This window comes from Pseudomonas sp. Irchel s3f7 (assembly GCF_900187615.1).
Lineage (GTDB): Bacteria > Pseudomonadota > Gammaproteobacteria > Pseudomonadales > Pseudomonadaceae > Aquipseudomonas.
On record NZ_FYDO01000031.1, the window covers coordinates 12,398 to 32,585 of the forward strand.

Below are 20,188 nucleotides of genomic sequence, written 5' to 3' on the forward strand. Positions count from 1 at the left end.
CGTTTGCCCTGAGCGACCTGCGCATCTGCGCGTTCTAACCGGGCACAGCTTGAACGAAGAACGTTATGCTGCGAGTTCGTTCGAGCCAACTTCGCCGAGTCCCAGATGCTGCAAAAAAGCCTGATCCGCCGTCTCGACCTGATCACTCTGCAACTGTTCGTCGCCGTGCATGAAGAGGGTACGCTGACCCGTGCGGCGACCCGTGAAGCCATTGCGGTGTCGGCGGCGAGCAAGCGTCTGATGGAGCTTGAAGAGGCGCTGGGCATCAGCCTGTTTGTGCGTCAGGCCAAGGGCATGACGTTGACGCCGGCCGGTGAAACCCTGCTGCACCATGCGCGGCAGATGCTGTTCAACGTCGAGAAGATGGGCCTGGAGTTGGGCGAGCACAGCCACGGCGTGCGCGGTTACGTGCGGATGCTCGCCAATCTGTCGGCGATCATTCAGTTTCTGCCCGAAGACCTGCGGGACTTTTCCGAGCGTCATCCGCAAGTCAAGACCGACCTTGAGGAAAGGCCTAGCGCCGGGGTGATCCAGGGGGTGCTCGATGGCGTGGCGGATCTCGGGATCTGTTCCATCGACAGTGACGTCAAGGGTTTGCACAGCGTGTTGTATCGCCAGGACAAACTGGTGGTGTTGATGCCATCGGATCATCCGCTGGCGAGCCGTACGAGCCTGGCGTTCGCCGACACCCTGGACAGCGATTACGTCGGTCTGCATGCGGCCAGTTCTATCAATATGCGCACCCACGCGGCGGCACGTCAGGCCGGCAAGGTGTTGCGCCTGCGCATTCATGTGCCGGGTTTCGATGCGATGTGCAGGATGGTCCAGGCCAACATGGGCATCGGCATTTTGCCGCACAAGGCGTATGAATTGTTTGGTCGGGCGTTGGGATTGCATGCGGTGCCGTTGACGGATGAATGGTCGGATCGGGCGTTGATTCTGGTGGTTCGCGATCAAGCGCTGCTGTCGCCGGTGAGCCGGATGTTGTTTGAGCATTTGAGGGGGGCAGTCTGATAGTACTCGGCTGAATGGGCGGTCCTCTTCGCTGGCAAGCCAGCTCCTACAGGGATCTTCAGTGCGGTGCCGATCCAGTGTGGGAGCCCGCCAGGAAGGTCACGAAAATCTCCGGGAGCGTTCGCATTTCGCGAACGCCCGTTGCCAACTGAAGGTTGGATTCCTCAGGGCCCGTTCCTCTAGCCTTGGCATCAATTCCAAGAACAACTAGAGGTACCCCGCGATGACTGCCCCGTTGAGCGCAATCAAAGTGATCGAGATCGGCACGCTGATCGCCGCGCCATTCGCTGCCCGCATGCTCGCCGAGTTCGGCGCCGAAGTGATCAAGATCGAAGCCATGGGCCAGGGCGATCCCCTGCGCAAATGGCGCAAGCTGCACGAAGGCACTTCGTTGTGGTGGTACCTGCAATCGCGCAACAAGAAATCGTTGGCGCTGAACCTCAAATCCCCCGAAGGCATCGAACTGGTCAAGCAACTGGCGACCAGCGCCGATGTGCTGATCGAAAACCTGCGCCCCGGCGCACTGGAAAAACTCGGCCTCGGCTGGGACGTGCTGCATGCCCTCAACCCCAATCTGACCCTGGTGCGGATCTCCGGTTACGGCCAGACCGGTCCCTACCGCGACCGTCCGGGTTTCGGCGCGATTGGCGAGGCCATGGGCGGGATTCGCTACACCACCGGCACCCCCGGTTCGCCACCGGCGCGAGTGGGTGTCAGTCTTGGCGATTCCCTGGCGTCGCTGCACGCCGTGATTGGCGCGCTGATGTCGCTGCTGCGGGTCAAGACCGGGCAGGGCGGCGGGCAGATCGTTGATGTGTCGCTGGCCGAAAGCGTGTTCAACGTCATGGAAAGCCTGGTGCCCGAATACGACATGCTTGGTCATGTACGTGAGCGCAGCGGCGGCGCCTTGCCCGGGATTGCACCTTCCAATACGTACCTCACCGCCAATGGCGCCTACGTAGTCATCGCCGGTAATAGCGACCCGATCTACAAGCGCCTGATGCAAACCATCGGCCGCCCCGATCTGGCCGAGGCGGCAGAATTCGCCCATAACGACGGGCGTGCAGCCAAGAGCGGTTTGCTCGATGCGGCCATCACCCACTGGACCAGCAGCCTGCCCATTGACGACGTCCTGGCCGCGCTGGAAGCCGCCGAAGTGCCCGCCGGGCGCATCTATTCCGTGGCCGATATCGTCGCCGATCCGCACTATCAAGCGCGGGATATGCTGCTTAACGCCGAGCTGCCCGGAGGTGCCACGGTGAAGATGCCGGGCATCGTGCCGAAGCTTTCCGAAACCCCCGGTGGCGTGAATTGGTCCGGCCCCGGTCTGGGCCAGCATACCGACAGTGTCCTCGCACAATTGGGCCTGACACTGGCCGACATCGAACGCCTGAAAACACAAGGAGTGGTGCAATGATCACCGATTATTCCGAGCGCCTGATCGTTCAGGAAGTGTCCCCGCGCGACGGCTTGCAGATCGAGCCGACCTGGGTCAAAACCGTCGATAAGATCGCCTTGATCGATCAACTGTCGCAAGCCGGTTTCAGTCGTATCGAAGGGGGTTCATTTGTCTCGCCCAAGGCGATTCCTGCATTGCGCGATGGTGAGTCGGTGTTCAGGGGCATTGTCCGCAAACCGGGAGTGATCTATGTCGCTCTGATCCCCAACCTCAAAGGTGCACAACGGGCGCTGGCCTGCAGTGCCGATGAGTTGAACCTGGTGATGTCCGCCAGCCAGACCCATAACCGGGCGAACATGCGCATGGGTTGTGAAAACTCGTTGGCCGCGTTCGGCGAGATTGTGCAGTTCGTTGGCGACAGTCCGGTGCGACTCAACGGCAGCATCGCCACCACCTTCGGTTGCCCGTTCGAAGGCAAGATCGACGAGGACCGCGTACTGCAAATCGTCGATGCCTATCAGGAGCTCGGCATTCAGGGCATCACCCTGGCCGACACCACCGGCATGGCCAATCCGCGTCAGGTCGATCGCCTCGTGCGCCGGGTGTTGCAGCGGGTTTCGCCTGCGGATCTGACCCTGCATTTTCACAATACCCGGGGCCTTGGCTTGTGTAACGTTCTCGCCGCCTACGAGGCCGGTGCTCGGCGCTTTGATGCGGCACTTGGCGGACTTGGCGGTTGTCCGTTCGCACCGGGCGCCTCGGGCAATATCTGCACGGAAGACCTGGTCAACCTGTGCGATGAAATCGGCATTCAAACCGGTATCGATTTGCCGTTGTTGCTCGAGCTGTCCCGAGGGTTGCCAGCGCTGCTGGGCCACGAGGTGCCCGGTCAATTGGCCAAGGCCGGACGCAACTGCGATTTGCATCCGATCCCTACCTGACATCAACCCCTTGTAGGCGCTGGCTTGCCAGCGATGAGGTCATCCCGTTCAACATTAATGTCGACGGGTACACCGCTTCGCCAGCAAGCCGGCTCCTACAGAAAACGCACCTCAACCAGACAACAAAAACAATCGGACACCCATGGGAAGTCCGCCTGGAGAACCACTATGAGCCTGAATGCACTGGAGGCGAGCGCGAGCCCGTCCGTTAGCCACGACGAAGAAAAAGCCCTGGTCAGCAAAGTCGCCTGGCGCCTGATGCCATTGATCATGGTTTGCTACCTGTTCGCGTTTTTCGACCGCATCAACATCAGCTTCGCCAAGTTTCAATTGCAAACCGACCTGAGCCTGAGCGACACCGCTTATGGCCTCGGCGCCGGGTTGTTCGTCGTTGGCTACGTGATTTTCGAAGTGCCGAGCAACATGATGTTGTACAAGGTCGGCGCCCGCCGCTGGATCGCCCGGATCATGATGTCTTGGGGCCTGGCCACGGCACTGATGGTGTTCGTCAACAGCGAATGGCAGTTCTACGCGCTGCGCTTCGTGATTGGCGCGATGGAGGCGGGTTTTGCGCCGGGCGTGCTGTATTACCTGACGCTCTGGTTTCCGCAGCACTACCGCGGTCGCATCACGTCGATGCTGTTCCTGTCCTCTGCGTTTGCCGGTCTGGTGGGCGCGCCGTTTTCCGGTTTGGTGTTGCAGCACCTCGACGGCGTGTTGCAAATGCGCGGCTGGCACTGGCTGTTCCTGCTCGGTGGTGTGCCGTGTATCGGCCTCGGTTTGCTCGTGCTGACGCTGCTCAAGGATCGCATCGAAGACGCCCATTGGCTGACGCCGTCGGAGAAGACGATGCTGGCCAGTCGTATCGCTCACCACGAACCGCACAAGAGCGGCGGCTCGCTGCTCGCGGCGCTGCGGATTCCGGGATTCCTGACACTGGGGCTGATCTACTTTCTGATCCAGGTGGCGTCCTACGGCCTGAATTTCTGGGCACCGCAATTGATCCGCAGCGCCGGTACCGAGAGCCCGGTGATGATCGGTCTGCTGACGGCTATTCCGTACATCTGTGGCGCGATCTGCATGGTGGTCATCGGGCGGTTGTCCGATGCGACGGGTGAACGGCGCAAGTTCGTCGCAGGTCTGGTGGCGGTGGGCGCAGTCGGTTTCTTCAGCGCCGGGATCTTTGCCAATCACACGACCTTCCTGATCGTCGCCCTGGGCTTGCTCGGTGCCGGCATCATCGCGTCCATCCCGAGCTTCTGGACCTTGCCGCCAAAACTGCTGGCCGGTGCCGGCGCAGGTGCGGCGGGCGGGATCGCGGTGATCAACACCCTGGGCCAGTTCGGCGGCATCGTCAGCCCGGTCATGGTCGGGCGGATCAAAGACCTGACCGGTAGCACCACGCCAGCGCTGTATGTGATTGGGGTGTGTGCGCTGATCGCCGTGGCGCTACTGATGTGGGGGCTGCCGCAGAAGTTGCGTACCCTCGACAAGTTTTAAAAGATCGCAGGTGCGCCAGCGCCTACAAAGACCACGCATTCCTGTAGGCGCTGGCGCAGCCTGCGATCTTTTGATCTTCAAGACGTCACGGTCAGTGCTTTCCCCGCCGCATCGCCAAACTGAATCAACACCACCCCCGCAATCAACAACAGCGCCCCCAACACCTTGGGCAATGTCAGGTGCCGCTCCACCAACCCAAACCACCCAAAGTGGTCGAGCAACATCGACGCCACCACTTGCCCCGCGAGCGCCAGGGCCATAAAGCCCGAAGCCCCAAGCTTGGGCAGCAGCACCAACGCCAACGAAATGAAGCACACCCCGAACGCGCCACCTGCCCACATCCACAGCGGCGCCTTGCTGATAAACGTGAGTGAAGGCAACGGCAAGCGCAATGCCAGGATGATCGGCAGCAGCACCAGAATGCTCACCATCAATGAGGCAAGCGTTGCCCACAACGGATGACCCAGGCCGCGCCCAAGATTGACGTTGATCGCGCTCTGGAAAGGCACCACCGCCCCGGCAAACGCGGCAAGCAGTAACAGGCCAGCCCAATGCAACGTACTCATGTTCTTACTCCAACAAGTTTTGCTGGACTGTAGGGTATTCGTCGTGCAGATTTAAATTCCATTTTGCTATTCAGAACATGCATCAGATGAATGATCTGCGCCGCATCGATCTCAACTTGCTGGTGATCCTCGATGCCTTGCTCAGCGAGCAACACGTCACCCGCGCCGCCGAGCGCCTGCATTTGAGCCAACCGGCGGTCAGCCATGCCTTGGCCCGCTTGCGCGATTTACTGGGGGATCCGCTGTTGGTCCGTGCGGGGGCGGGTCTTGTGCCCACTCCGCGAGCACTGGAATTGGTGGTGCCGCTGTCCGAAACGTTGGCCCAGGTGCAATCCTTGTTGGCACCCAATGCCTTCGATCCGGCGACGGCCAAGCGCACTTTTCGCCTGGCCATGTCCGACTACGGCGCTGCCATCGTCCTGCCGGGATTGATCCGTACCTTGCGTCGAGAAGCGCCGGGCATCGACCTGCAAATCAGCCACGCCAGCCGCGAAGGCATGCTCGAAGGCGTGGTCAACGGTGATATCGATATCGCCGCCGCTGTCTTTCCAGAGTTACCCAACGAATTGCGCAGCCTGCCGCTGTTCGAAGAGCACTACGCCTGCCTGGTGGACCGCAACAGCCTGCCCGCCGAGGGCGTGCTCGACCTGCCCACCTACCTGAGTCGTCCCCATGTCTTGCTGGAAATGCGCGGCAGCGGCACGCCGGAAATCGAGCGCGCCCTGACCTGTCTGCGCGAGCGCCGCCGCGTCGCCATCAGCCTGCCGCACTGGCGCGTCGCCCCGGAGTTCATCAGCGGCACCGACCTGATCCTCACCGTCGCTTCACGGGCCTTGCGCGACATCGATGAGCAGACGCTGATCGTGGTGCCGCCACCGTTTCAGATTCCGTCGTTCACCTTTGTGTTGGTGTGGCACAAGCGGCGAGGCGGGGATCAGGCATTGAATTGGTTGAATCAGCGGATTGGGGAGGTGATCAAACGCTAAAGGCTTTTTCTGAATGACCGTTACCAACTGGAGGGTGGAAGTCGACGCGTATGAAAAACTCGCAGTACTTGAAGCCGATCCTGGCGAACCCGATAGGGAATCAAATAGGGACGATCAGGCATGACCCATTCCCGCGTACCGGGTAGGCGTCCCTCGCGGCCTGTCGCTGGAAACCGGGCGAGGTGATCAACACTGGCGAGAATTGCCTGGACGAACTCGGCTGCAGCTTTTGGATTCTCGATGGCGATGTACGTGGCTTCGTCATCAAGATTCTTTAACGCCGTACGCAACCACTCAACCTGCATTGACAGTCCACTTTTCTGTGATTGCGTTCACTTCCTCCTGCGTCGCGAAGTCCCCATCCTCGGCTTCTTTCAAGGCTTTCTGAATTTCCTCGATTTGCCACGCTTCACGTGCCAGGTATTCGCGCAAGGCATTCACGGCGAGAAAAGATTTGCTGCGGCCCGTAGCTTTGGAAAGACTGGCGAGGGTATTGGCGATTTCGTCCGGTATGCGCAGTGACATAACTGACATGATGGTCTCGATGTAGTGATTTGTAATACAACATACTACACCGCGATCAGTAGGGCGCGGCCAGCCCGTTCGTCTATCGAGATGTTTCAGTCGAGTGCTACAGACCTGAGATAGACTGCCGAACATTCAACACTGCGCATAAAAAGGAGCCCCAATGACCCCCTCGCTACTCATGGCCGTGCTTGCCTCGGGATTTATCTACGGCATTACGCCGGGCCCTGGCGTGCTGGCCGTTTTCGGCATTGGCGCGGCGCATGGACGGCGGGCCGGTGCAGGTTTTTTGTGCGGGCATTTGCTGGGCGATGTGGTCTGGTGCAGCACCGCGCTGGTGGCGATCGTCGGCGCGCGGGAAATCGGCAGTACCGCGTTTGATGTACTCGGCGTCCTCAGTGGGCTCTATCTGTTCTGGTTAGGCTGGCGTGCCGTGCGGGCCCGTCGCAGTGGCACCGAAGCTCCGCAGGGGCCGGCGCGGCAGCCGTTCTGGCATGGCATTCTGTTTGGCCTGACCAACCCGAAGGCATATCCGGTGGCAGTGGCCACGTTTACCGCATTGTTGTCGAGCCGCGCGGAGTTGCTGACCTGGTCGATGTTGCCGTGGTTGATCGTCCTCAGCTTCGTCGGCGGACTTATCGCCTACGCTATCCTCATCGGGATTGTCGGGGCACGGCGGGTACGCACCCTGTACCAACGCCATGAACTGGCGATCACCCGGCTGTGCGGGGTAATGTTCATCGGTTTCGCCATCAACGCGCTGGCGCATGCCTTGCCGGGGTTGGTTGCGAACAAGGCTTGACGTTGATCGCAGGGATGCATCAGTCACACCGGCAGCGCAGGGGCGCTTGATCGGTCAGGGATGGATTTGATTGCTGCATTGTCCGGAAGCGCTCTCTGTACCATGGCAACCAGAAATTCTGCGCCGCTGGCGAGCTACATCGATCTCTTGCTGGACGCCGTTTGCGCGGTGGATAAGCAGGGCCGCTTCGTCTTTGTCAGTGCAGCCTGCGAGCGTATTTTCGGTTACAGCCCCGATGAGATGATCGGCCTGCCGATGATTGATCTGGTGCACCCGGCCGACCGTCAGCGCACCCTCGACGCTGCACGGGAGATCATGGGCGGCGAGCCCAAGCTCAACTTCGAAAACCGCTACGTGCGCAAGGATGGCCAGGTCGTGCACATTCTGTGGTCGGCGCGTTGGTCCGAGGTCGACCAACTGCGTATCGCCGTGGCGCGTGACATCACTGAGCGCAAACAGGCCGAATCCCGGCAAGCGGCGCTGTACGCCATCTCTGAAGCTGCCCATGCGGCAGAAGATTTGCTGGCGTTGTTCAAACGCATCCACATGATCATTGGCGAATGGCTGCCGGCGCTGAATTTCTCCGTGGCGCTGTATGACGAGCACTGCGCACAACTGAATTTCCCTTATCACGTCGATGACCACGAGCCGCAACCCGGGCAGCCGGGGACGATTACCGGGCGTTTGTGCGTCGAAGTCATCCGCTCGGGGCAGCCGATACTGCTGACGCCGGACCAGATTGCGCCGGGTTTTGAGACGCTGATGACCGGGCACGACGCCCCTTGCTGGCTGGGCGTACCGCTGAACTCGCAAAAGGGCACCATCGGAGCGCTGATCGTCAAGAGCATCCCCGGCGGGGAGCGCTATACCGAGCAAGACAAGGAGCTGCTGCAATATGTCTGCGCTCAGGTCGCTACCGCCATCGAGCGCAAGCAATTGCACGCCCGTCTGCAACACATGGCTCAGTACGACCAACTGACGCAACTGCCCAATCGCGAGCTGCTGCGGGACCGGCTCAAGGCGTCAATGGAGGTGGCCCGGGAGGCGAACGGACGAATGGCGTTGTTGTACGTCGATCTCGACCGCTTCAAACAAGTCAACGACACCCACGGCCACGCGGTCGGCGACATGCTGCTGCAAGCGGTGGCCAACCGGCTCAGGGGCTGCGTGCGGGACACCGACACGGTGGCGCGCATTGGCGGCGATGAATTCGTGGTGTTACTGCACAGCATTCAGGCTTCGGAAGACACCGACATCGTGGTCGGAAAAATCCGTCAGGTGCTGGACCAGCCCCTGCGCCTGGACGGCCACAGTCTGAACATCCAGCCCAGTATCGGCGTCGCCCAGTACCCTGAACATGGCACTGAAGATAAGCAGTTGCTGCGCCATGCCGACGAGGCGATGTACACCGCCAAGCGCGCACATCACCTGCGCTTCGTCTGAAAGTGTCATCACCGTTCGTCGAGACGATTTCAGGTTTTCTAAACCTTTTGGCACGCGAAAATTCAGATTCTATGCGGGCTACAGCTCGCCGCGATCAATACCAAGAGGAAGAGAATCATGCCTAACTCAAGAAACTCGAACTCGGGAAATTTCGCCAACGATCGAACGAAGGCATCTGAAGCCGGTCGCAAAGGTGGGAAAACGACCACCACGACTGTCGATAAAGAGAAGCCCGACATGGGTCGAAAAGGCGGACAAGGCGGGCAAAAGTCCCGCTAGTGGATAACGGTCGTTTTAATTGAGAAGCGGGAGCGAAAGCTCCCGTTTGAATTTTAAGAGGAGGGCGCGACCATGAACCGGATGGCCACCCGATTGCGTAATGCCAGTTTTGTAACGTTGTTGGGCCTGTGCGCCAGCAGCGCCTTCGCCCAGTCGCCTGCGGAATTCATCAACGATGCCTCCGCCAAAGGCATGGCGGATATCGAAGCCAGCCGACTGGCGCACCAGAAGTCCGAATCCAAAGAGGTCAAGGACTACACCATCGTCGTGATCAACGACCGCACCACCGCCAACCAGCACCTGGCAAAAATCGCCAAACAACTGGATCTGCCGGTGGCACCGCGCGAGGAGGTGATGGAAAAAGCCAAGGCATTGATGCCGCAGGTGATGGAAGGCGCGACGTTTGATGAGGCCTATACCGCCAGTCAGGTGAAAACCACTCAGGAAGCCATCGAACAATTGCAGCAGACGGCGCAGACCACTGACGTACCGCAAATCAAAGCGTTTGCCGAGGAGACTCTGCCGAAGCTACAGAACCATCTGGAAATGGCCAGGGCGCTGCAAGCCAGTCGCTGATTTTTGAATTGCGCAGGCGATGACAGACGCCTGCGCAATGGCTGTTTTATCAGCAGTCTTTCAATCCGGACTGAGCCTTTTCTTCGATAACGGTACCGTCCAGGGAAATGGTCTGGCCTTCGCCGAGGGTCCGATACTTCTTTCTCAGCGCCTCCAACTCCTTGAGGTCCAGCGCTTCGAGCCCAAGCATCGCGTTCTGCGCATCCTTGGTCACCCGCAGCAACTCATCGACCTTCAAATGCAAAATGTCCGTGTCGCGGTTCTGCGTGTTCTGGATCAGGAACACCATCAGGAAGGTGATGATGGTGGTCGAGGTATTGATGACCAGTTGCCACGTGTCGTTGTAACCGAAAAACGGCCCGCTCACCGCCCACAAAAAAATCAGAATGATCGCTCCCATGAACGTCATGGGGCTGCCGGCCCACAGGGCGAGTTTCTGCGCGACTTTTGCGAATTTCATGGCCGTATTCCTTGTTGGGGATGAACCTGAAATTCAGACATCAGAGGGGAGAGGAAAATTCGGCTGGGGTTGAGGTGTAACTGAAAAAGCGGAGCTCTGAAACCATTCACAGTGACCAACGCGGTATCTTGGCGAACCGGTTGTCGGCCCACGTCCCGACAACGCACCGACAGGAGAACGCAATGACTTGGTCCGCCAAACAATACGTCGCTTTTGAAGATGAACGCACCCGCCCAGCCCGAGACCTGCTGGCGGCGATCCCCGCCGGTGATGTGCGCTCGGCCGTCGATATCGGTTGTGGTCCCGGTAACTCGACGGAGTTGCTGGTGGAACGTTTTGCCGGCGCTGCGGTGCGCGGGTTGGACAGTTCGAGCGACATGATCGAGGCTGCACGCCAGCGCCTGCCACAAGTGCAATTCGATATCGCGGACATCGATACCTGGAGCGAAGCAGGTCCGTTCGATGTGATTTTCGCCAACGCGGTGTTGCAGTGGGTGCCCGATCACGCCACGTTGTTGCCTGCACTGGTGAACAAACTTGCGCCCGGCGGCAGCCTGGCGATTCAGATGCCCGACAACCTCCAGCAACCTTCGCATCGCTTGATGCGCGAAGTCGCGGCTGACGGACCATGGGCCAGCAAGCTTTCGAAAGTCGCCGGGCAGCGGACCGAGATGGCCGATGCCGGCGTTTATTATTCGATGCTCAAAGCCTGCTGCACGCGCGTCGATGTGTGGCGCACCACCTACCATCATCCACTCGCGGAGGGTGCGGCCGGTGTCGTCGAGTGGTTCAAGGGCAGTGGGTTGCGGCCGTTTATTGAACCGCTGGATGAGGCGGAGCGGGTGCAGTACCTCAAACAATATCTGTCAGCGATTGAACAGGTTTATCCGGCGCTGGCTGATGGTTCGGTGCTGTTGCCGTTTCCACGGTTGTTCATTGTCGCGACCCGCTGAGACTGCAAAGCACCCCGACATTGTGGCGAGGGAGCATGCTCCCTCGCCACAGGATTGCATCAGGACGGCTCTGCATCCAGCCGTCGAGCGATCACATCCAGCACATCGCAACCATCGCGCAATGGCACGCAGCACAGCAATGCAAAATCACTCAAAACGACGGTGTCAGAGGTCAGGTCACCGCGCATGGCGAGGTTTTCCAGAAGTTGAGTAACGGCTCGGATTCTGTAGCTGGCGGTGCTGAGGAGGGAGTGCAGAGGTTGGGTCGTGTTGACGTAGAGGGAGGGGAGGTCGTCGGCGTTGCTGGTTAAAGCCATGAATTCCTGCATGAGTGATTTCCGTGTAATTTTTTGAATTAACCACTCCATCGTCGCCAAACAAAGGGTGGCAGCTGTACGCGGGTTGGCGAACCGGGACACGGCAAAACCGGCAGATCCTAAGATCTCCCACGCACAGCTACCAAAAAACAGGCAGCACAGTGCGTTCAAAAGCGCACCGATAACTGCTCGGAAGCTTCTGCACCGTATCGTCGAGTCGCCAAACCCGACACGCCATTGGGGCGCGCTCGGACTATAGGACTCATGACAAAGGTGCAGCAATGCGCAAGTCTACGGACAATTCCCAGTGTCGTGTAGGACATTGCTTTTTATGATTAATAACCAAGAAATTGGTTTATTTGATTGGCTGTTTCGAAAGAACTTCGTTGCTTAGTGTCTGGGGGCTCTAACATTTCTGGCTGCGGAATTCAGTTCATCAACGAATTGCACCTGAGGTAATTCGCTCATTCGAGCGACGACTCGTTCAGGTCGATTTAGTTGTGCCCTTTGATCTGCCGAAAAACGCGTATTTTGTAGCGAGCGGCCAGAAGTAGATGGTACAGAGCGAGCGGTTGAGTGTGTGGGAGCAATAGGGTTTTGCGCTCTCGCTGGGGTGTACGGTGGTGGCGGATCCAGGTTCAAGCTGGAGAATGAAGGAGGCGAAACCTCTTGCAACGACAGTGTTGAATACCGAGGGGGATTATCGAAGGCTCGGGCTGCCGACTGAAACCATTGAGTGCCTCTAGCAGTTGCTGCTCGTGCCGCCCTGTAAGCCAGCGTTACGCTGGCGACACCCGCGGTCATCCCTGCGCTTGCCAAAACCGGTGCAATAACGGAGGCAGGATTTGCGAATGCTACTGCCCCAAGCAATATGCCAGTCGCGCCGGTACCTAACGCCAAAACCCCTTGTCCGCTGAAGCGAGCACTGCTGGATAACGCAAGAGCCATTCCGCCTATAGAAGACGACCCTCCCATGAATCCAGCAAGTTTGCTCAAAATGATCGGTAGAGCGACGCGTCCTGTTGGATCTCGATGATTGATTGGGTCTGCGAGGCAATACGTGTATGAGTTCAATCCACCCGCACCAAACGGGCTCAGTTTGTCTGGGCTATGGAAGCGCATCAATATCGGGTTATAGGCTCTATAGCCATTACCCAGCATGTACCAACCCGTATGACGCTCTCGACATTGGCCATTGAATCCTAAGCCAGTTGATGGCAGGTACGTGCCTGAGAGGTGGCCATAGACGGTATATGTCATGTGGCTTGTTTCGTACCGGTTCACTTCGGCCAGCACGGATTGGTTCTGGCTGGTTGCAAGTAGAACTGTGCGGCTGGTGGGTTGGGCCATGGGATTGTGTCTTTGCGTTCAAGGATGTGATCACGCTGTTTTACAGCAAACGATCCAGTCGCTGTACTAGCAGAACTGATAGTCCCTTAGCCCTAATCCGGCCTTCATCGCATTAAAAAAACGTGAGTGATCGTCTCCCGGTACAGACGATCTTCGATTTAAGAACTGAACTGGTTCGGCTGAGAAAAGTTAGGCGGGTGTTTCAACCCATCGGCTCACAGGGCCGCATCCGGGAATGATCGTTTTCATATTTTTCGATCAGCAGCGGACTTTAGGGTGTTCGTGAACTCGAGGCATAAAACCGGCCACAGGGGCCGGTTGATTTCTCGCTGAAGCACTGTCATCAGCCCTGCTGCAACACCTTGAGTGCCGCCGAGGCCAAAAAGCCCGAACGGCTTTTCTCTTCCGGATGGTGCAGCACGTACTCATCAATACGGTTGAGCAGGTAACCCGGAAGCGTGATGTTCAGCTTCTGGGCCTTACCCAGATACTTGGTAACGTCGATGTCCACCAGCGCCCACGCACACCCGGCATATTTCGGGTCAGCTGCGTGCAAGGTCACTTTGTTGGCTGGTGGAATGGGCGAGCCGTCTTCGGCCAGAATCTCGAAATGGCCTTCGATGGCTTCCCGGGCCATCGCCATCGCGTCATCCAGATCTTCCCCGGCGGAAAAGCAGCCCGGAATGTCGGGGACTTCAACGCCCCAGGCGTGCTCGTCGTCGCCCATCGAAATCGCAATTGGATAAAGCATGTTCATTGTCCTCCGAGGACTTGGCGCCTAGCACTCGTCAGAGCAGCGCCTGTTGCAAAATACTGATGGCCGTTTTCTTGAGCAGATCTTTCTTCGGGTGAGGGACTGTCACCAACCCCGGCTTGGTCGGGTGCTTGAAGTGATGATGGCTGCCTCTGACTCGTACCAGATACCAGCCGTCCGCAATGAGTTGGCTTATCAAAAAACGGCTATTCACATCACCTCCCTGTGGTGTGCTTGTGGTTACTATACCTACTGATTTTTTGTAATCAACACTATAACCACCGAATCTCACGGGTTCGGCGGTGCAGCGATAGGAATCGAGTCTAGGAGGGCGCTGCGGGAATGGCTTTGTGCAAGTCTTGGTTTACGTGTTTTGTGTATTTCGAGGTTTTTCGTCAGGTACGCTCACACGAAATCGCTGGTGCCGATGAAGGGTTCCAGATCACGAGGCGTCAGGCCTTGTTGATCCATGCGAAATTTAATTGCCTCAATCGGATCCGAGGGGGGCATCGGGTAATGTTCGTCTTCGTACTTTTCGATGAGCAGCGCAAGAACTTCCAACTCATCGCCTTCCGAGCCCCACAATTGCTCAACACGAGCAAATGCAGCGGTCAGGTCTTCTTGGCTGCGAATAGGTTTAATATTCATCACACGGTCTCCGTGTTGATCTGATCGTACTGAGCGTGAGTGCTAACGAATCGTATGAAACCAAGTTGGCGTTGGTAATCAATTGCCATGAACACTCGGTACTAGTTGCCACCGATGTTGAATACAACCCTGCCACCCTTGAAGATGCTGGTCGTTCTAAGCTCCGCTTTGACCTCGGTTTTTTCCATGTGCCGATACCCTTCAACCAGTGGTGTTTCGGGGTCAGCATAAGCCGGACTACTTTCCCAGAACTCCCGCAATGTCCCTTTTGCAATCACACGCACTGCATTACCTCGCGTTTTGGGAGATGGTGGTCGTCGCTTCAAAGAGATGCAATCCTGGATCTGGACGAAATCCGTTACCGGACAAGAACAAACGTTAACAAAACTCAGATTTTGCGACGTTAATTTTTCAGGATATGGAAATGCTGACCAAATTGCGCCAACAGATTGGAGCTTCCAGGCGCGTAAATCACAATGGGCGGCTGCAATACCTATCAAGCTCCTGCCGCTTTTCATGAAGCTGCTTTCGTCGACTTTCAATACGATGAAGCGCTGCGCGTTGGTCGAATTGCTTTCGCGCTGATTGACAGAAACTAACGAGCGATTCTGTTCAAAGAGCGTAATTAACCAGAAATATCAATTTTTGATTTCGTCTCTGCCTACTCATGCGCTATTTTTGTTAACGAAAATGGCAATATGGGCGCGTCTGGTCTCGGGGGCGCGTGATGGCTCACATAGCACGGAAACAGTATCACTCATCAGAGGCGATGAATGGGTAGCTGAAAATTCGACCGCCATAACAAAAATTGATTTTATAAAAAATGATGTCGAAGGGCACGAATCCAAAGTAATACATGGCTTGAAGCAAGCATTATTTAAATTCCGCCCCATCATCATGCTTGAATATAGCGAACAATCAAGCGTCACAATATTTAGAAATGACGGCATTTTTGAAACATATTTAAATGATTGTGAAATGTTTGTTTTAGGTAGCAACTATGACCCCGCTTGTTATGGTGGCAAGCCATTTGTAAGCATTAAGAGAATTCTTGCAAAAAAAACTGAAAAAGAAAACAGCAAAACTTTATTGTTTTAATGCCGCGCACCCATAGGACAGTATTTTAATTGTTCCTAAAGAGAATATTTTATTTCTCCCTGGCTCAAACTTTATTAATGGAAATCCATAACATGCGTACGCGTATCACTTATGCAAAGAAAGTTCGCCGCGAGTTTTACAAAACTGTGTGGTTTTATTTTCTTGTTGTCTCGCCGATTTTTTTAATGCTCATTTTTATTATCTCGCTGCTCGGTCTGATCATCAGTCAGCTCGAAGGGTGGAGCGCATTTGAAGGTATTTACTTTGCTTTTGTCACCGGCCTGACCATCGGTTACGGCGACCTGGCGCCCAAACTGGCTACCTCGCGTTTCCTTGCCATCGTGCTTGGTTTTAACGGCGTGCTGATGACGGCCATCTTTGCAGCTATCAGTATTAAGGCCATTGAAGTCACCGCTCGTGCGGCAAGTACCGATGAGTAGGACTGGCGCAATAAGCAGAACCATCTAGCCTCAAGCTCAAGGTTTGAGCAGTAGTTACGGCCCTAGAGAACAGATTGGTGCCGCCACCAGATTGACGAGGAAACTCGCTGTGCCAGGTGCCCGCTTTGTCGCGGGCTTCCCAGTAGAAGTAGGGCACTTTCGGCCCTCTGGATTGAGCGACAACATCAATGAATTTGTCTTCAAACGTCATCTAAAGCGTCTTAAGTGCCCTAATTTCCCGCCGCGTCTTACAGAGGAATCGTTTTAGCCCATGGATATCAAGCAGCTCTGGCTCAACCTCCAAGACCTCTGGGGTGCCCTCGATCAACACCCGCTCCTGCATACAAGCCTGGCGCTGATGCTGTTATTGGTCATTGCGCTGGTCCTCGGACGAGTGGCGCGGTACCTCATGTTTCATACGACCAAAATGCTCGGTCGCCAACCGACACTGCACTGGATCAACGACTTTTACTACAACAAGGTCTTTCATCGCCTGGTCCAGGCGACGCCGTTGCTGGTGATTCAGTTCGGCCTGCGCCTGGTGCCAGGGCTGAGCACGACCGCCCTGAATTTCCTCAGCAATGCGTCGCTGGCGCTCACCTTTCTGTTTCTGTTGCTGGCGGTCACATCCCTACTCAATGCGTCGCTGGACATCTACGCGCGCACCGAACACGCCCTTACCCGTTCGATCAAAGGTTACGTGCACCTGACAAAAATGGTCTTGTACGCGCTGGGCGCGATCATTATTGTCGCCACCCTGATCGACCGTTCGCCGCTGTTGCTGCTCTCGGGTCTGGGCGCCATGTCGGCGGTGATTATTTTGGTCTACAAGGACACGCTGCTGTCGTTTGTGGCCGGTGTGCAACTGACCAGCAGCGACATGCTGCGGGTGGGCGACTGGATCGAGATGCCGCAGGTCGGCGCTGACGGTGACGTGGTCGACATCACGCTGCACACGGTGAAGGTGCAAAACTTCGACAAGACAATTATTTCGATCCCGACCTGGCGCTTGATGTCCGAGTCGTTCAAGAACTGGCGTGGAATGCAACAATCCGGCGGTCGACGGATCAAACGCAGCTTGTTCATCGACGCCAGCGGCGTGCGTTTCATCCGCGATGATGAAGAGCAGAAATTGTCGCAGGTGCATCTGGTGAGCGATTACATCGGTCGCAAACAGGTCGAACTCAAAGCCTGGAACGAAGCGAAGGGCAATGTGGCAGCGATATCGGCCAACCACCGGCGGATGACCAACATCGGGACCTTCCGCGCTTATGCGCTGGAGTATCTAAAAAGTCACTCGGCGATACAGCCGAGCATGACCTGTATGGTCCGCCAGATGCAGGCCACCGCGCAGGGCATTCCGCTGGAAATCTACTGTTTCACAAGCACAACGGCGTGGGCGGATTACGAGCAGATTCAGGGGGATATTTTCGATTACTTGGTGGCGGTGCTGCCTGAGTTTGGGTTGAGTCTTTATCAACAGCCGAGTGGCGGGGATTTGCGTACAGGTCTGCTGCCAGCGATCCTCGGCGCAAGCCATATTCCCGAACCGGAAAAGCACATCATGTAACACCGCAATCCCCTGCGGCTTTTACCGACCTTTTTAGGCAAAAAAAACCGCCCCAACCGAAGCTGGAGCGGTCCACTGCTCGACCGTGTTACAGGTCGTCGATGTGATCTCGCAGCAATTCGAATAGGATCTGGTACACCTCGTCGGCGTCCTCCATGGCGAGCGTATTGGTAGTCAATCCTTTAGCATCCGTGGCTATAAAGGAATCTAAAAAGAATTTTACGTATGGCAGAAACAACAAAGGCCTGCATCGCTGCAAGCCTTTGATTTATATGGTATCGGTACCAAGAATCGAGCCCGGGACCTACTGATTACAAGTGCAGTAGGCGTCGGCTGAACAGTCGAAAGCCCGAAACTGACCCCAATACAGCCCCCAACTGAATGCAGTCATGTGCATGCACCGCTGGAGGCCTTGAAATTAGTGGAGCGGGTGAAGGGAATCGAACCCTCGTTATCAGCTTGGGAAGCTGGAGTAATGCCATTATACGACACCCGCTCAGAGCGGTGACTTTGTACCAGATGTGCGCGTGGAAATGAAGTTTTTCTTTGCGCCAGACGGGTTTAGCGCAGATGAGACATGGCAAGGACCGGGTAACGGTCGTTCGCGGGCAAGCCTCGGCTACAGGAATACAATCAACACTGTAGCGCGGGGCTTGCTCGCGATGACGCTGTTTCAGATGGCCAATGCATGGTGGTCCTGGACGTAGTGGTAACGCGGTCGGCTTTCATGCTGTGCCGGTTTCAGGAAGCCCAACAGTGCGTTGCGGCTGTCTCGGCAAGCGGCTTTGTGCTCCATGTCGAGAAAGTGGCCGGTGGCCTGGAGGGTGCTGAACGTGCTGTGTTGCACGTGCCCGGCGAACAATCGGGCGTCGTCGGCGGCGGTGTATTCGTCCCATTCGCCGTTGAGGAACAGCACCGGTACGCCGATTTTCTTCGCCGCGTGCAAATAGCACTGGCGATCGCTGTGCAGCACGTCGTTGATGTGGAAGTGCATCTGCCCGTATTCATGCTCGGCCAGGGAGCTGACGTGACGGTAGTTGAAGCGCTTGAACAACGACGGCAAGTGTTTGCCGATGGTGTCGTTGACCAAATGCCCAACGCGGTCGCCGTCGCGGCTGCCCAGATAGTCGACGCCGCGCTCGAGGTAATCGAGCATGTGCGCGTTGATCACCGGGGAGAACGAGCTGATCACGGCTTTTTCGATGCGCCGTGGTCGTTGCGACAGCGCCATCATGGTCGCCGCGCCACCCCAGGAAAACGACAGCACGTGTTCGGCGCCGAAGTGGTCGATCAGTTCCAGGAGGATCTGCCCTTCGATTTCCTTGGTGAGCATTTTTTCATGCAGGTTGTGGGCTTTCGACTTGCCCGCGTAGGGCTGGTCGTAGCAGACCACGTTGAACTGTGGATAGAGGTTTTTCACGGTTTGTGCAAACGACGCAGTCGTGGCCATCGAGCCGTTGACCAAGATAATGGTCTTCTCTGCGGCGTCTGCGCGATAGAACTCCGTGTAAACCCGATACTGACCTTGTATATCCAGCACAGCGATTTCTGGCCTCATGTCATAAGACTCCTGGCAAGCGGGTATGCGCGCAAATGAGATTGCACGAGCTTTGTGACAGGTAGGCATACGCCTGGAATTTGAGAGGCCCATGTCGATCCATTGCAGTCCGGTCGACGGGTATTGTTATTGGCGGGCAGTCTGCCGGATGAGGCCGGAACCCAAGGGTCCCTACCGGCAAAAAGTTTCTTAGAGGTATGGGGTGACTCGTCGGTCACATTTCGGCCGACGTCCTGATTCAAGCAGGGGTCACATCAATGTGCAAGTGCCGTTGGTAAATTGTTCGACAACTTCGGCTGAGCGGTCGATTGCTTAGATCAATCCGATCTCTTCATCGCTCAATGGGCGGTATTTGCCCGGTTTCAACGCGTCGTCGAGCGTTAATGGCCCCATGCGTTCTCGGTGCAGGCGCAGCACCTTGTTGTCGAAGTGGCCGAACATGCGCTTGACCTGATGATAGCGACCTTCGACGATGCTCAGGCGTGCGGACTTTGGTCCGAGCAGCTCCAGGCTGGCGGGGAGGGTGGTGAGGTCTTCAAAGGCGAAGTACAGCCCTTCATTGAATTTGATCGCGTACTCGGGGCCGATGTCCTGTTCGGTTTCGACGTAATACACCTTCGGCAATTTGGTCTGCGGTTGGGTCAGGCGTCGCGACCAACTGCCATCGTTGGTGATCAGCATCAGGCCGGTGGTGTTGAAATCCAGGCGTCCGGCGATGTGCAGATCGTCCTTGTCCGGCTCTTGAATCAGGTCGAGCACGGTCGGGTGCTGCGGATCACGGGTAGCGCTCACGCAACCGGCAGGCTTGTGCAGCATGAAGTGGCGCAGGGGTTTTCCGATTTGCAGCACATCGTTGTCGACTTCGACGCGGCTGAATTCACGGACTTCAGCGTGTGGGTCGCTGACGATTTTTCCGTCAACACGGACGCGTTTTTCCACCAGCAACAGGCGCACTTGCTTACGGTTGAAGCAGGGCAGGTTACTGAGGAATCGGTCAACACGCATGAAT

Annotated in this window: 23 protein-coding genes, 1 tRNA gene and 2 pseudogenes; 13 read left to right on the forward strand and 13 right to left on the reverse strand. The window is 56.9% G+C overall.

The features are described 5' to 3' along the window. Positions 1-105: 105 nt before the first annotated feature. The 4 genes from CKW19_RS23340 (at position 106) to CKW19_RS23355 (ending at position 4,854) form a co-directional block, all read left to right on the forward strand. Positions 106-1,014 carry a LysR family transcriptional regulator gene (locus CKW19_RS23340; RefSeq protein ID WP_095060188.1) on the forward strand — a complete coding sequence of 303 codons (909 nt, stop codon included), beginning with the start codon at positions 106-108 and terminating at the stop codon, positions 1,012-1,014. 223 nt (positions 1,015-1,237) lie between these two features. Continuing rightward, a complete protein-coding gene (locus CKW19_RS23345; RefSeq protein WP_095060190.1) occupies positions 1,238-2,431 on the forward strand; it encodes a CaiB/BaiF CoA-transferase family protein in 1,194 nt (397 codons plus the stop codon). Next, positions 2,428-3,354: a hydroxymethylglutaryl-CoA lyase gene (locus CKW19_RS23350; RefSeq protein ID WP_095060192.1), complete on the forward strand. Its 927-nt coding sequence runs from the start codon at positions 2,428-2,430 to the stop codon at positions 3,352-3,354. Before CKW19_RS23345 ends, CKW19_RS23350 begins: the two co-directional genes overlap by 4 nt. A gap of 168 nt (positions 3,355-3,522) precedes the next feature. After that, entirely contained in the window at positions 3,523-4,854 is a 1,332-nt protein-coding gene (locus CKW19_RS23355; protein WP_095060194.1) for an MFS transporter, read from the forward strand. A 77-nt stretch (positions 4,855-4,931) separates the two neighbouring features. Here CKW19_RS23355 and CKW19_RS23360 read toward each other — a convergent pair whose 3' ends face one another. Further along, on the reverse strand, positions 4,932-5,420 hold the full coding sequence (locus CKW19_RS23360) for a DMT family transporter (RefSeq protein WP_095060196.1): 489 nt from the start codon (positions 5,418-5,420) through the stop codon (positions 4,932-4,934). A 77-nt stretch (positions 5,421-5,497) separates the two neighbouring features. On the opposite strand from CKW19_RS23360, the gene CKW19_RS23365 reads away from it, so the two are divergent. Then, positions 5,498-6,406 (forward strand): LysR family transcriptional regulator, encoded by a 909-nt coding sequence (locus CKW19_RS23365; protein ID WP_095060198.1) that lies wholly within the window; start codon positions 5,498-5,500, stop codon positions 6,404-6,406. Between the two features lie 20 nt (positions 6,407-6,426). On the opposite strand, the gene CKW19_RS23370 is transcribed toward CKW19_RS23365, so the two are convergent. Next, entirely contained in the window at positions 6,427-6,711 is a 285-nt protein-coding gene (locus CKW19_RS23370; RefSeq protein ID WP_095060200.1) for a type II toxin-antitoxin system RelE/ParE family toxin, read from the reverse strand. After that, on the reverse strand, positions 6,701-6,940 hold the full coding sequence (locus CKW19_RS23375; RefSeq protein ID WP_095060203.1) for a CopG family ribbon-helix-helix protein: 240 nt from the start codon (positions 6,938-6,940) through the stop codon (positions 6,701-6,703). Before CKW19_RS23375 ends, CKW19_RS23370 begins: the two co-directional genes overlap by 11 nt. A 154-nt stretch (positions 6,941-7,094) precedes the next feature. Here CKW19_RS23375 and CKW19_RS23380 point away from each other — a divergent pair, with 154 nt between their 5' ends. The 4 genes from CKW19_RS23380 to CKW19_RS23395 all read left to right on the forward strand — a co-directional run bounded on the left by CKW19_RS23380 (position 7,095) and on the right by CKW19_RS23395 (position 10,031). Further along, positions 7,095-7,733: a LysE family translocator gene (locus tag CKW19_RS23380; RefSeq protein WP_095060205.1), complete on the forward strand. Its 639-nt coding sequence runs from the start codon at positions 7,095-7,097 to the stop codon at positions 7,731-7,733. A 102-nt stretch (positions 7,734-7,835) separates the two neighbouring features. Further along, complete coding sequence (locus CKW19_RS23385; protein ID WP_095060207.1) at positions 7,836-9,176, forward strand: sensor domain-containing diguanylate cyclase; 1,341 nt, start codon at positions 7,836-7,838, stop codon at positions 9,174-9,176. A gap of 117 nt (positions 9,177-9,293) precedes the next feature. Continuing rightward, a complete protein-coding gene (locus tag CKW19_RS23390; RefSeq protein ID WP_082344429.1) occupies positions 9,294-9,455 on the forward strand; it encodes a KGG domain-containing protein in 162 nt (53 codons plus the stop codon). Between the two features lie 72 nt (positions 9,456-9,527). Then, positions 9,528-10,031: a DUF4142 domain-containing protein gene (locus CKW19_RS23395; protein WP_095060209.1), complete on the forward strand. Its 504-nt coding sequence runs from the start codon at positions 9,528-9,530 to the stop codon at positions 10,029-10,031. Between the two features lie 49 nt (positions 10,032-10,080). On the opposite strand, the gene CKW19_RS23400 is transcribed toward CKW19_RS23395, so the two are convergent. Then, complete coding sequence (locus CKW19_RS23400) at positions 10,081-10,491, reverse strand: low affinity iron permease family protein (protein ID WP_095060211.1); 411 nt, start codon at positions 10,489-10,491, stop codon at positions 10,081-10,083. Between the two features lie 182 nt (positions 10,492-10,673). On the opposite strand from CKW19_RS23400, the gene tam reads away from it, so the two are divergent. Further along, entirely contained in the window at positions 10,674-11,444 is a 771-nt protein-coding gene (tam, locus tag CKW19_RS23405; RefSeq protein WP_095060213.1) for a trans-aconitate 2-methyltransferase, read from the forward strand. A gap of 59 nt (positions 11,445-11,503) precedes the next feature. Here tam and CKW19_RS23410 read toward each other — a convergent pair whose 3' ends face one another. The 6 genes and pseudogenes from CKW19_RS23410 to CKW19_RS29620 all read right to left on the reverse strand — a co-directional run bounded on the left by CKW19_RS23410 (position 11,504) and on the right by CKW19_RS29620 (position 14,797). Beyond that, positions 11,504-11,773 carry a short-chain dehydrogenase gene (locus CKW19_RS23410; RefSeq protein WP_095060215.1) on the reverse strand — a complete coding sequence of 90 codons (270 nt, stop codon included), beginning with the start codon at positions 11,771-11,773 and terminating at the stop codon, positions 11,504-11,506. A gap of 378 nt (positions 11,774-12,151) precedes the next feature. Then, a complete protein-coding gene (locus tag CKW19_RS23415; protein WP_095060217.1) occupies positions 12,152-13,111 on the reverse strand; it encodes an RHS repeat-associated core domain-containing protein in 960 nt (319 codons plus the stop codon). Positions 13,112-13,454: 343 nt separating this feature from the next. Next, complete coding sequence (locus CKW19_RS23420; RefSeq protein WP_034150108.1) at positions 13,455-13,862, reverse strand: type II toxin-antitoxin system HicB family antitoxin; 408 nt, start codon at positions 13,860-13,862, stop codon at positions 13,455-13,457. 37 nt (positions 13,863-13,899) lie between these two features. Continuing rightward, complete coding sequence (locus tag CKW19_RS23425; RefSeq protein WP_095060219.1) at positions 13,900-14,079, reverse strand: type II toxin-antitoxin system HicA family toxin; 180 nt, start codon at positions 14,077-14,079, stop codon at positions 13,900-13,902. A 203-nt stretch (positions 14,080-14,282) separates the two neighbouring features. Then, positions 14,283-14,513, reverse strand: a pseudogene (locus CKW19_RS23430) (type II toxin-antitoxin system HigA family antitoxin); the annotation flags it as partial. Then, positions 14,513-14,797 (reverse strand): annotated as a pseudogene (locus CKW19_RS29620) (type II toxin-antitoxin system HigB family toxin). The pseudogenes CKW19_RS23430 and CKW19_RS29620, both read right to left, overlap by 1 nt. Positions 14,798-15,158: 361 nt before the next feature. On the opposite strand from CKW19_RS29620, the gene CKW19_RS23440 reads away from it, so the two are divergent. From CKW19_RS23440 to CKW19_RS23450, 3 genes are all read left to right on the forward strand, one after another. Continuing rightward, a complete protein-coding gene (locus CKW19_RS23440) occupies positions 15,159-15,611 on the forward strand; it encodes an FkbM family methyltransferase (RefSeq protein ID WP_143498421.1) in 453 nt (150 codons plus the stop codon). Between the two features lie 92 nt (positions 15,612-15,703). Then, positions 15,704-16,051, forward strand: coding sequence for a potassium channel family protein (locus CKW19_RS23445; protein ID WP_095060223.1), 348 nt, complete (start codon positions 15,704-15,706; stop codon positions 16,049-16,051). Positions 16,052-16,322: 271 nt separating this feature from the next. Continuing rightward, positions 16,323-17,621, forward strand: coding sequence for a mechanosensitive ion channel family protein (locus tag CKW19_RS23450; RefSeq protein ID WP_095060225.1), 1,299 nt, complete (start codon positions 16,323-16,325; stop codon positions 17,619-17,621). Between the two features lie 422 nt (positions 17,622-18,043). Here CKW19_RS23450 and CKW19_RS23455 read toward each other — a convergent pair. The 3 genes from CKW19_RS23455 to CKW19_RS23465 all read right to left on the reverse strand — a co-directional run bounded on the left by CKW19_RS23455 (position 18,044) and on the right by CKW19_RS23465 (position 20,184). Further along, a tRNA-Gly gene (locus tag CKW19_RS23455) sits at positions 18,044-18,117 on the reverse strand. A 177-nt stretch (positions 18,118-18,294) separates the two neighbouring features. Beyond that, positions 18,295-19,179 (reverse strand): alpha/beta fold hydrolase, encoded by an 885-nt coding sequence (locus CKW19_RS23460; protein WP_095060227.1) that lies wholly within the window; start codon positions 19,177-19,179, stop codon positions 18,295-18,297. A gap of 312 nt (positions 19,180-19,491) precedes the next feature. Beyond that, positions 19,492-20,184 (reverse strand): pseudouridine synthase, encoded by a 693-nt coding sequence (locus tag CKW19_RS23465; RefSeq protein WP_095060230.1) that lies wholly within the window; start codon positions 20,182-20,184, stop codon positions 19,492-19,494. Between the last annotated feature and the right edge of the window lie 4 nt (positions 20,185-20,188).

Bases quoted from the DNA above. Each gene is read 5' to 3' on its own strand.
- CKW19_RS23400 (WP_095060211.1), bottom strand. From the start codon at position 10,491: ATGAAATTCGCAAAAGTCGCGCAGAAACTCGCCCTGTGGGCCGGCAGC.
- CKW19_RS23340 (WP_095060188.1), top strand. From the start codon at position 106: ATGCTGCAAAAAAGCCTGATCCGCCGTCTCGACCTGATCACTCTGCAA.
- CKW19_RS23460 (WP_095060227.1), bottom strand. From the start codon at position 19,179: ATGAGGCCAGAAATCGCTGTGCTGGATATACAAGGTCAGTATCGGGTT.
- CKW19_RS23445 (WP_095060223.1), top strand. From the start codon at position 15,704: ATGCGTACGCGTATCACTTATGCAAAGAAAGTTCGCCGCGAGTTTTAC.
- CKW19_RS23415 (WP_095060217.1), bottom strand. From the start codon at position 13,111: ATGGCCCAACCCACCAGCCGCACAGTTCTACTTGCAACCAGCCAGAAC.
- CKW19_RS23450 (WP_095060225.1), top strand. From the start codon at position 16,323: ATGGATATCAAGCAGCTCTGGCTCAACCTCCAAGACCTCTGGGGTGCC.
- CKW19_RS23360 (WP_095060196.1), bottom strand. From the start codon at position 5,420: ATGAGTACGTTGCATTGGGCTGGCCTGTTACTGCTTGCCGCGTTTGCC.
- CKW19_RS23410 (WP_095060215.1), bottom strand. From the start codon at position 11,773: ATGCAGGAATTCATGGCTTTAACCAGCAACGCCGACGACCTCCCCTCC.
- CKW19_RS23420 (WP_034150108.1), bottom strand. From the start codon at position 13,862: ATGCTTTATCCAATTGCGATTTCGATGGGCGACGACGAGCACGCCTGG.
- CKW19_RS23465 (WP_095060230.1), bottom strand. From the start codon at position 20,184: ATGCGTGTTGACCGATTCCTCAGTAACCTGCCCTGCTTCAACCGTAAG.
- CKW19_RS23375 (WP_095060203.1), bottom strand. From the start codon at position 6,940: ATGTCAGTTATGTCACTGCGCATACCGGACGAAATCGCCAATACCCTC.
- tam (WP_095060213.1), top strand. From the start codon at position 10,674: ATGACTTGGTCCGCCAAACAATACGTCGCTTTTGAAGATGAACGCACC.
- CKW19_RS23365 (WP_095060198.1), top strand. From the start codon at position 5,498: ATGCATCAGATGAATGATCTGCGCCGCATCGATCTCAACTTGCTGGTG.
- CKW19_RS23355 (WP_095060194.1), top strand. From the start codon at position 3,523: ATGAGCCTGAATGCACTGGAGGCGAGCGCGAGCCCGTCCGTTAGCCAC.
- CKW19_RS23350 (WP_095060192.1), top strand. From the start codon at position 2,428: ATGATCACCGATTATTCCGAGCGCCTGATCGTTCAGGAAGTGTCCCCG.
- CKW19_RS23385 (WP_095060207.1), top strand. From the start codon at position 7,836: ATGGCAACCAGAAATTCTGCGCCGCTGGCGAGCTACATCGATCTCTTG.
- CKW19_RS23380 (WP_095060205.1), top strand. From the start codon at position 7,095: ATGACCCCCTCGCTACTCATGGCCGTGCTTGCCTCGGGATTTATCTAC.
- CKW19_RS23345 (WP_095060190.1), top strand. From the start codon at position 1,238: ATGACTGCCCCGTTGAGCGCAATCAAAGTGATCGAGATCGGCACGCTG.
- CKW19_RS23390 (WP_082344429.1), top strand. From the start codon at position 9,294: ATGCCTAACTCAAGAAACTCGAACTCGGGAAATTTCGCCAACGATCGA.
- CKW19_RS23370 (WP_095060200.1), bottom strand. From the start codon at position 6,711: ATGCAGGTTGAGTGGTTGCGTACGGCGTTAAAGAATCTTGATGACGAA.
- CKW19_RS23395 (WP_095060209.1), top strand. From the start codon at position 9,528: ATGAACCGGATGGCCACCCGATTGCGTAATGCCAGTTTTGTAACGTTG.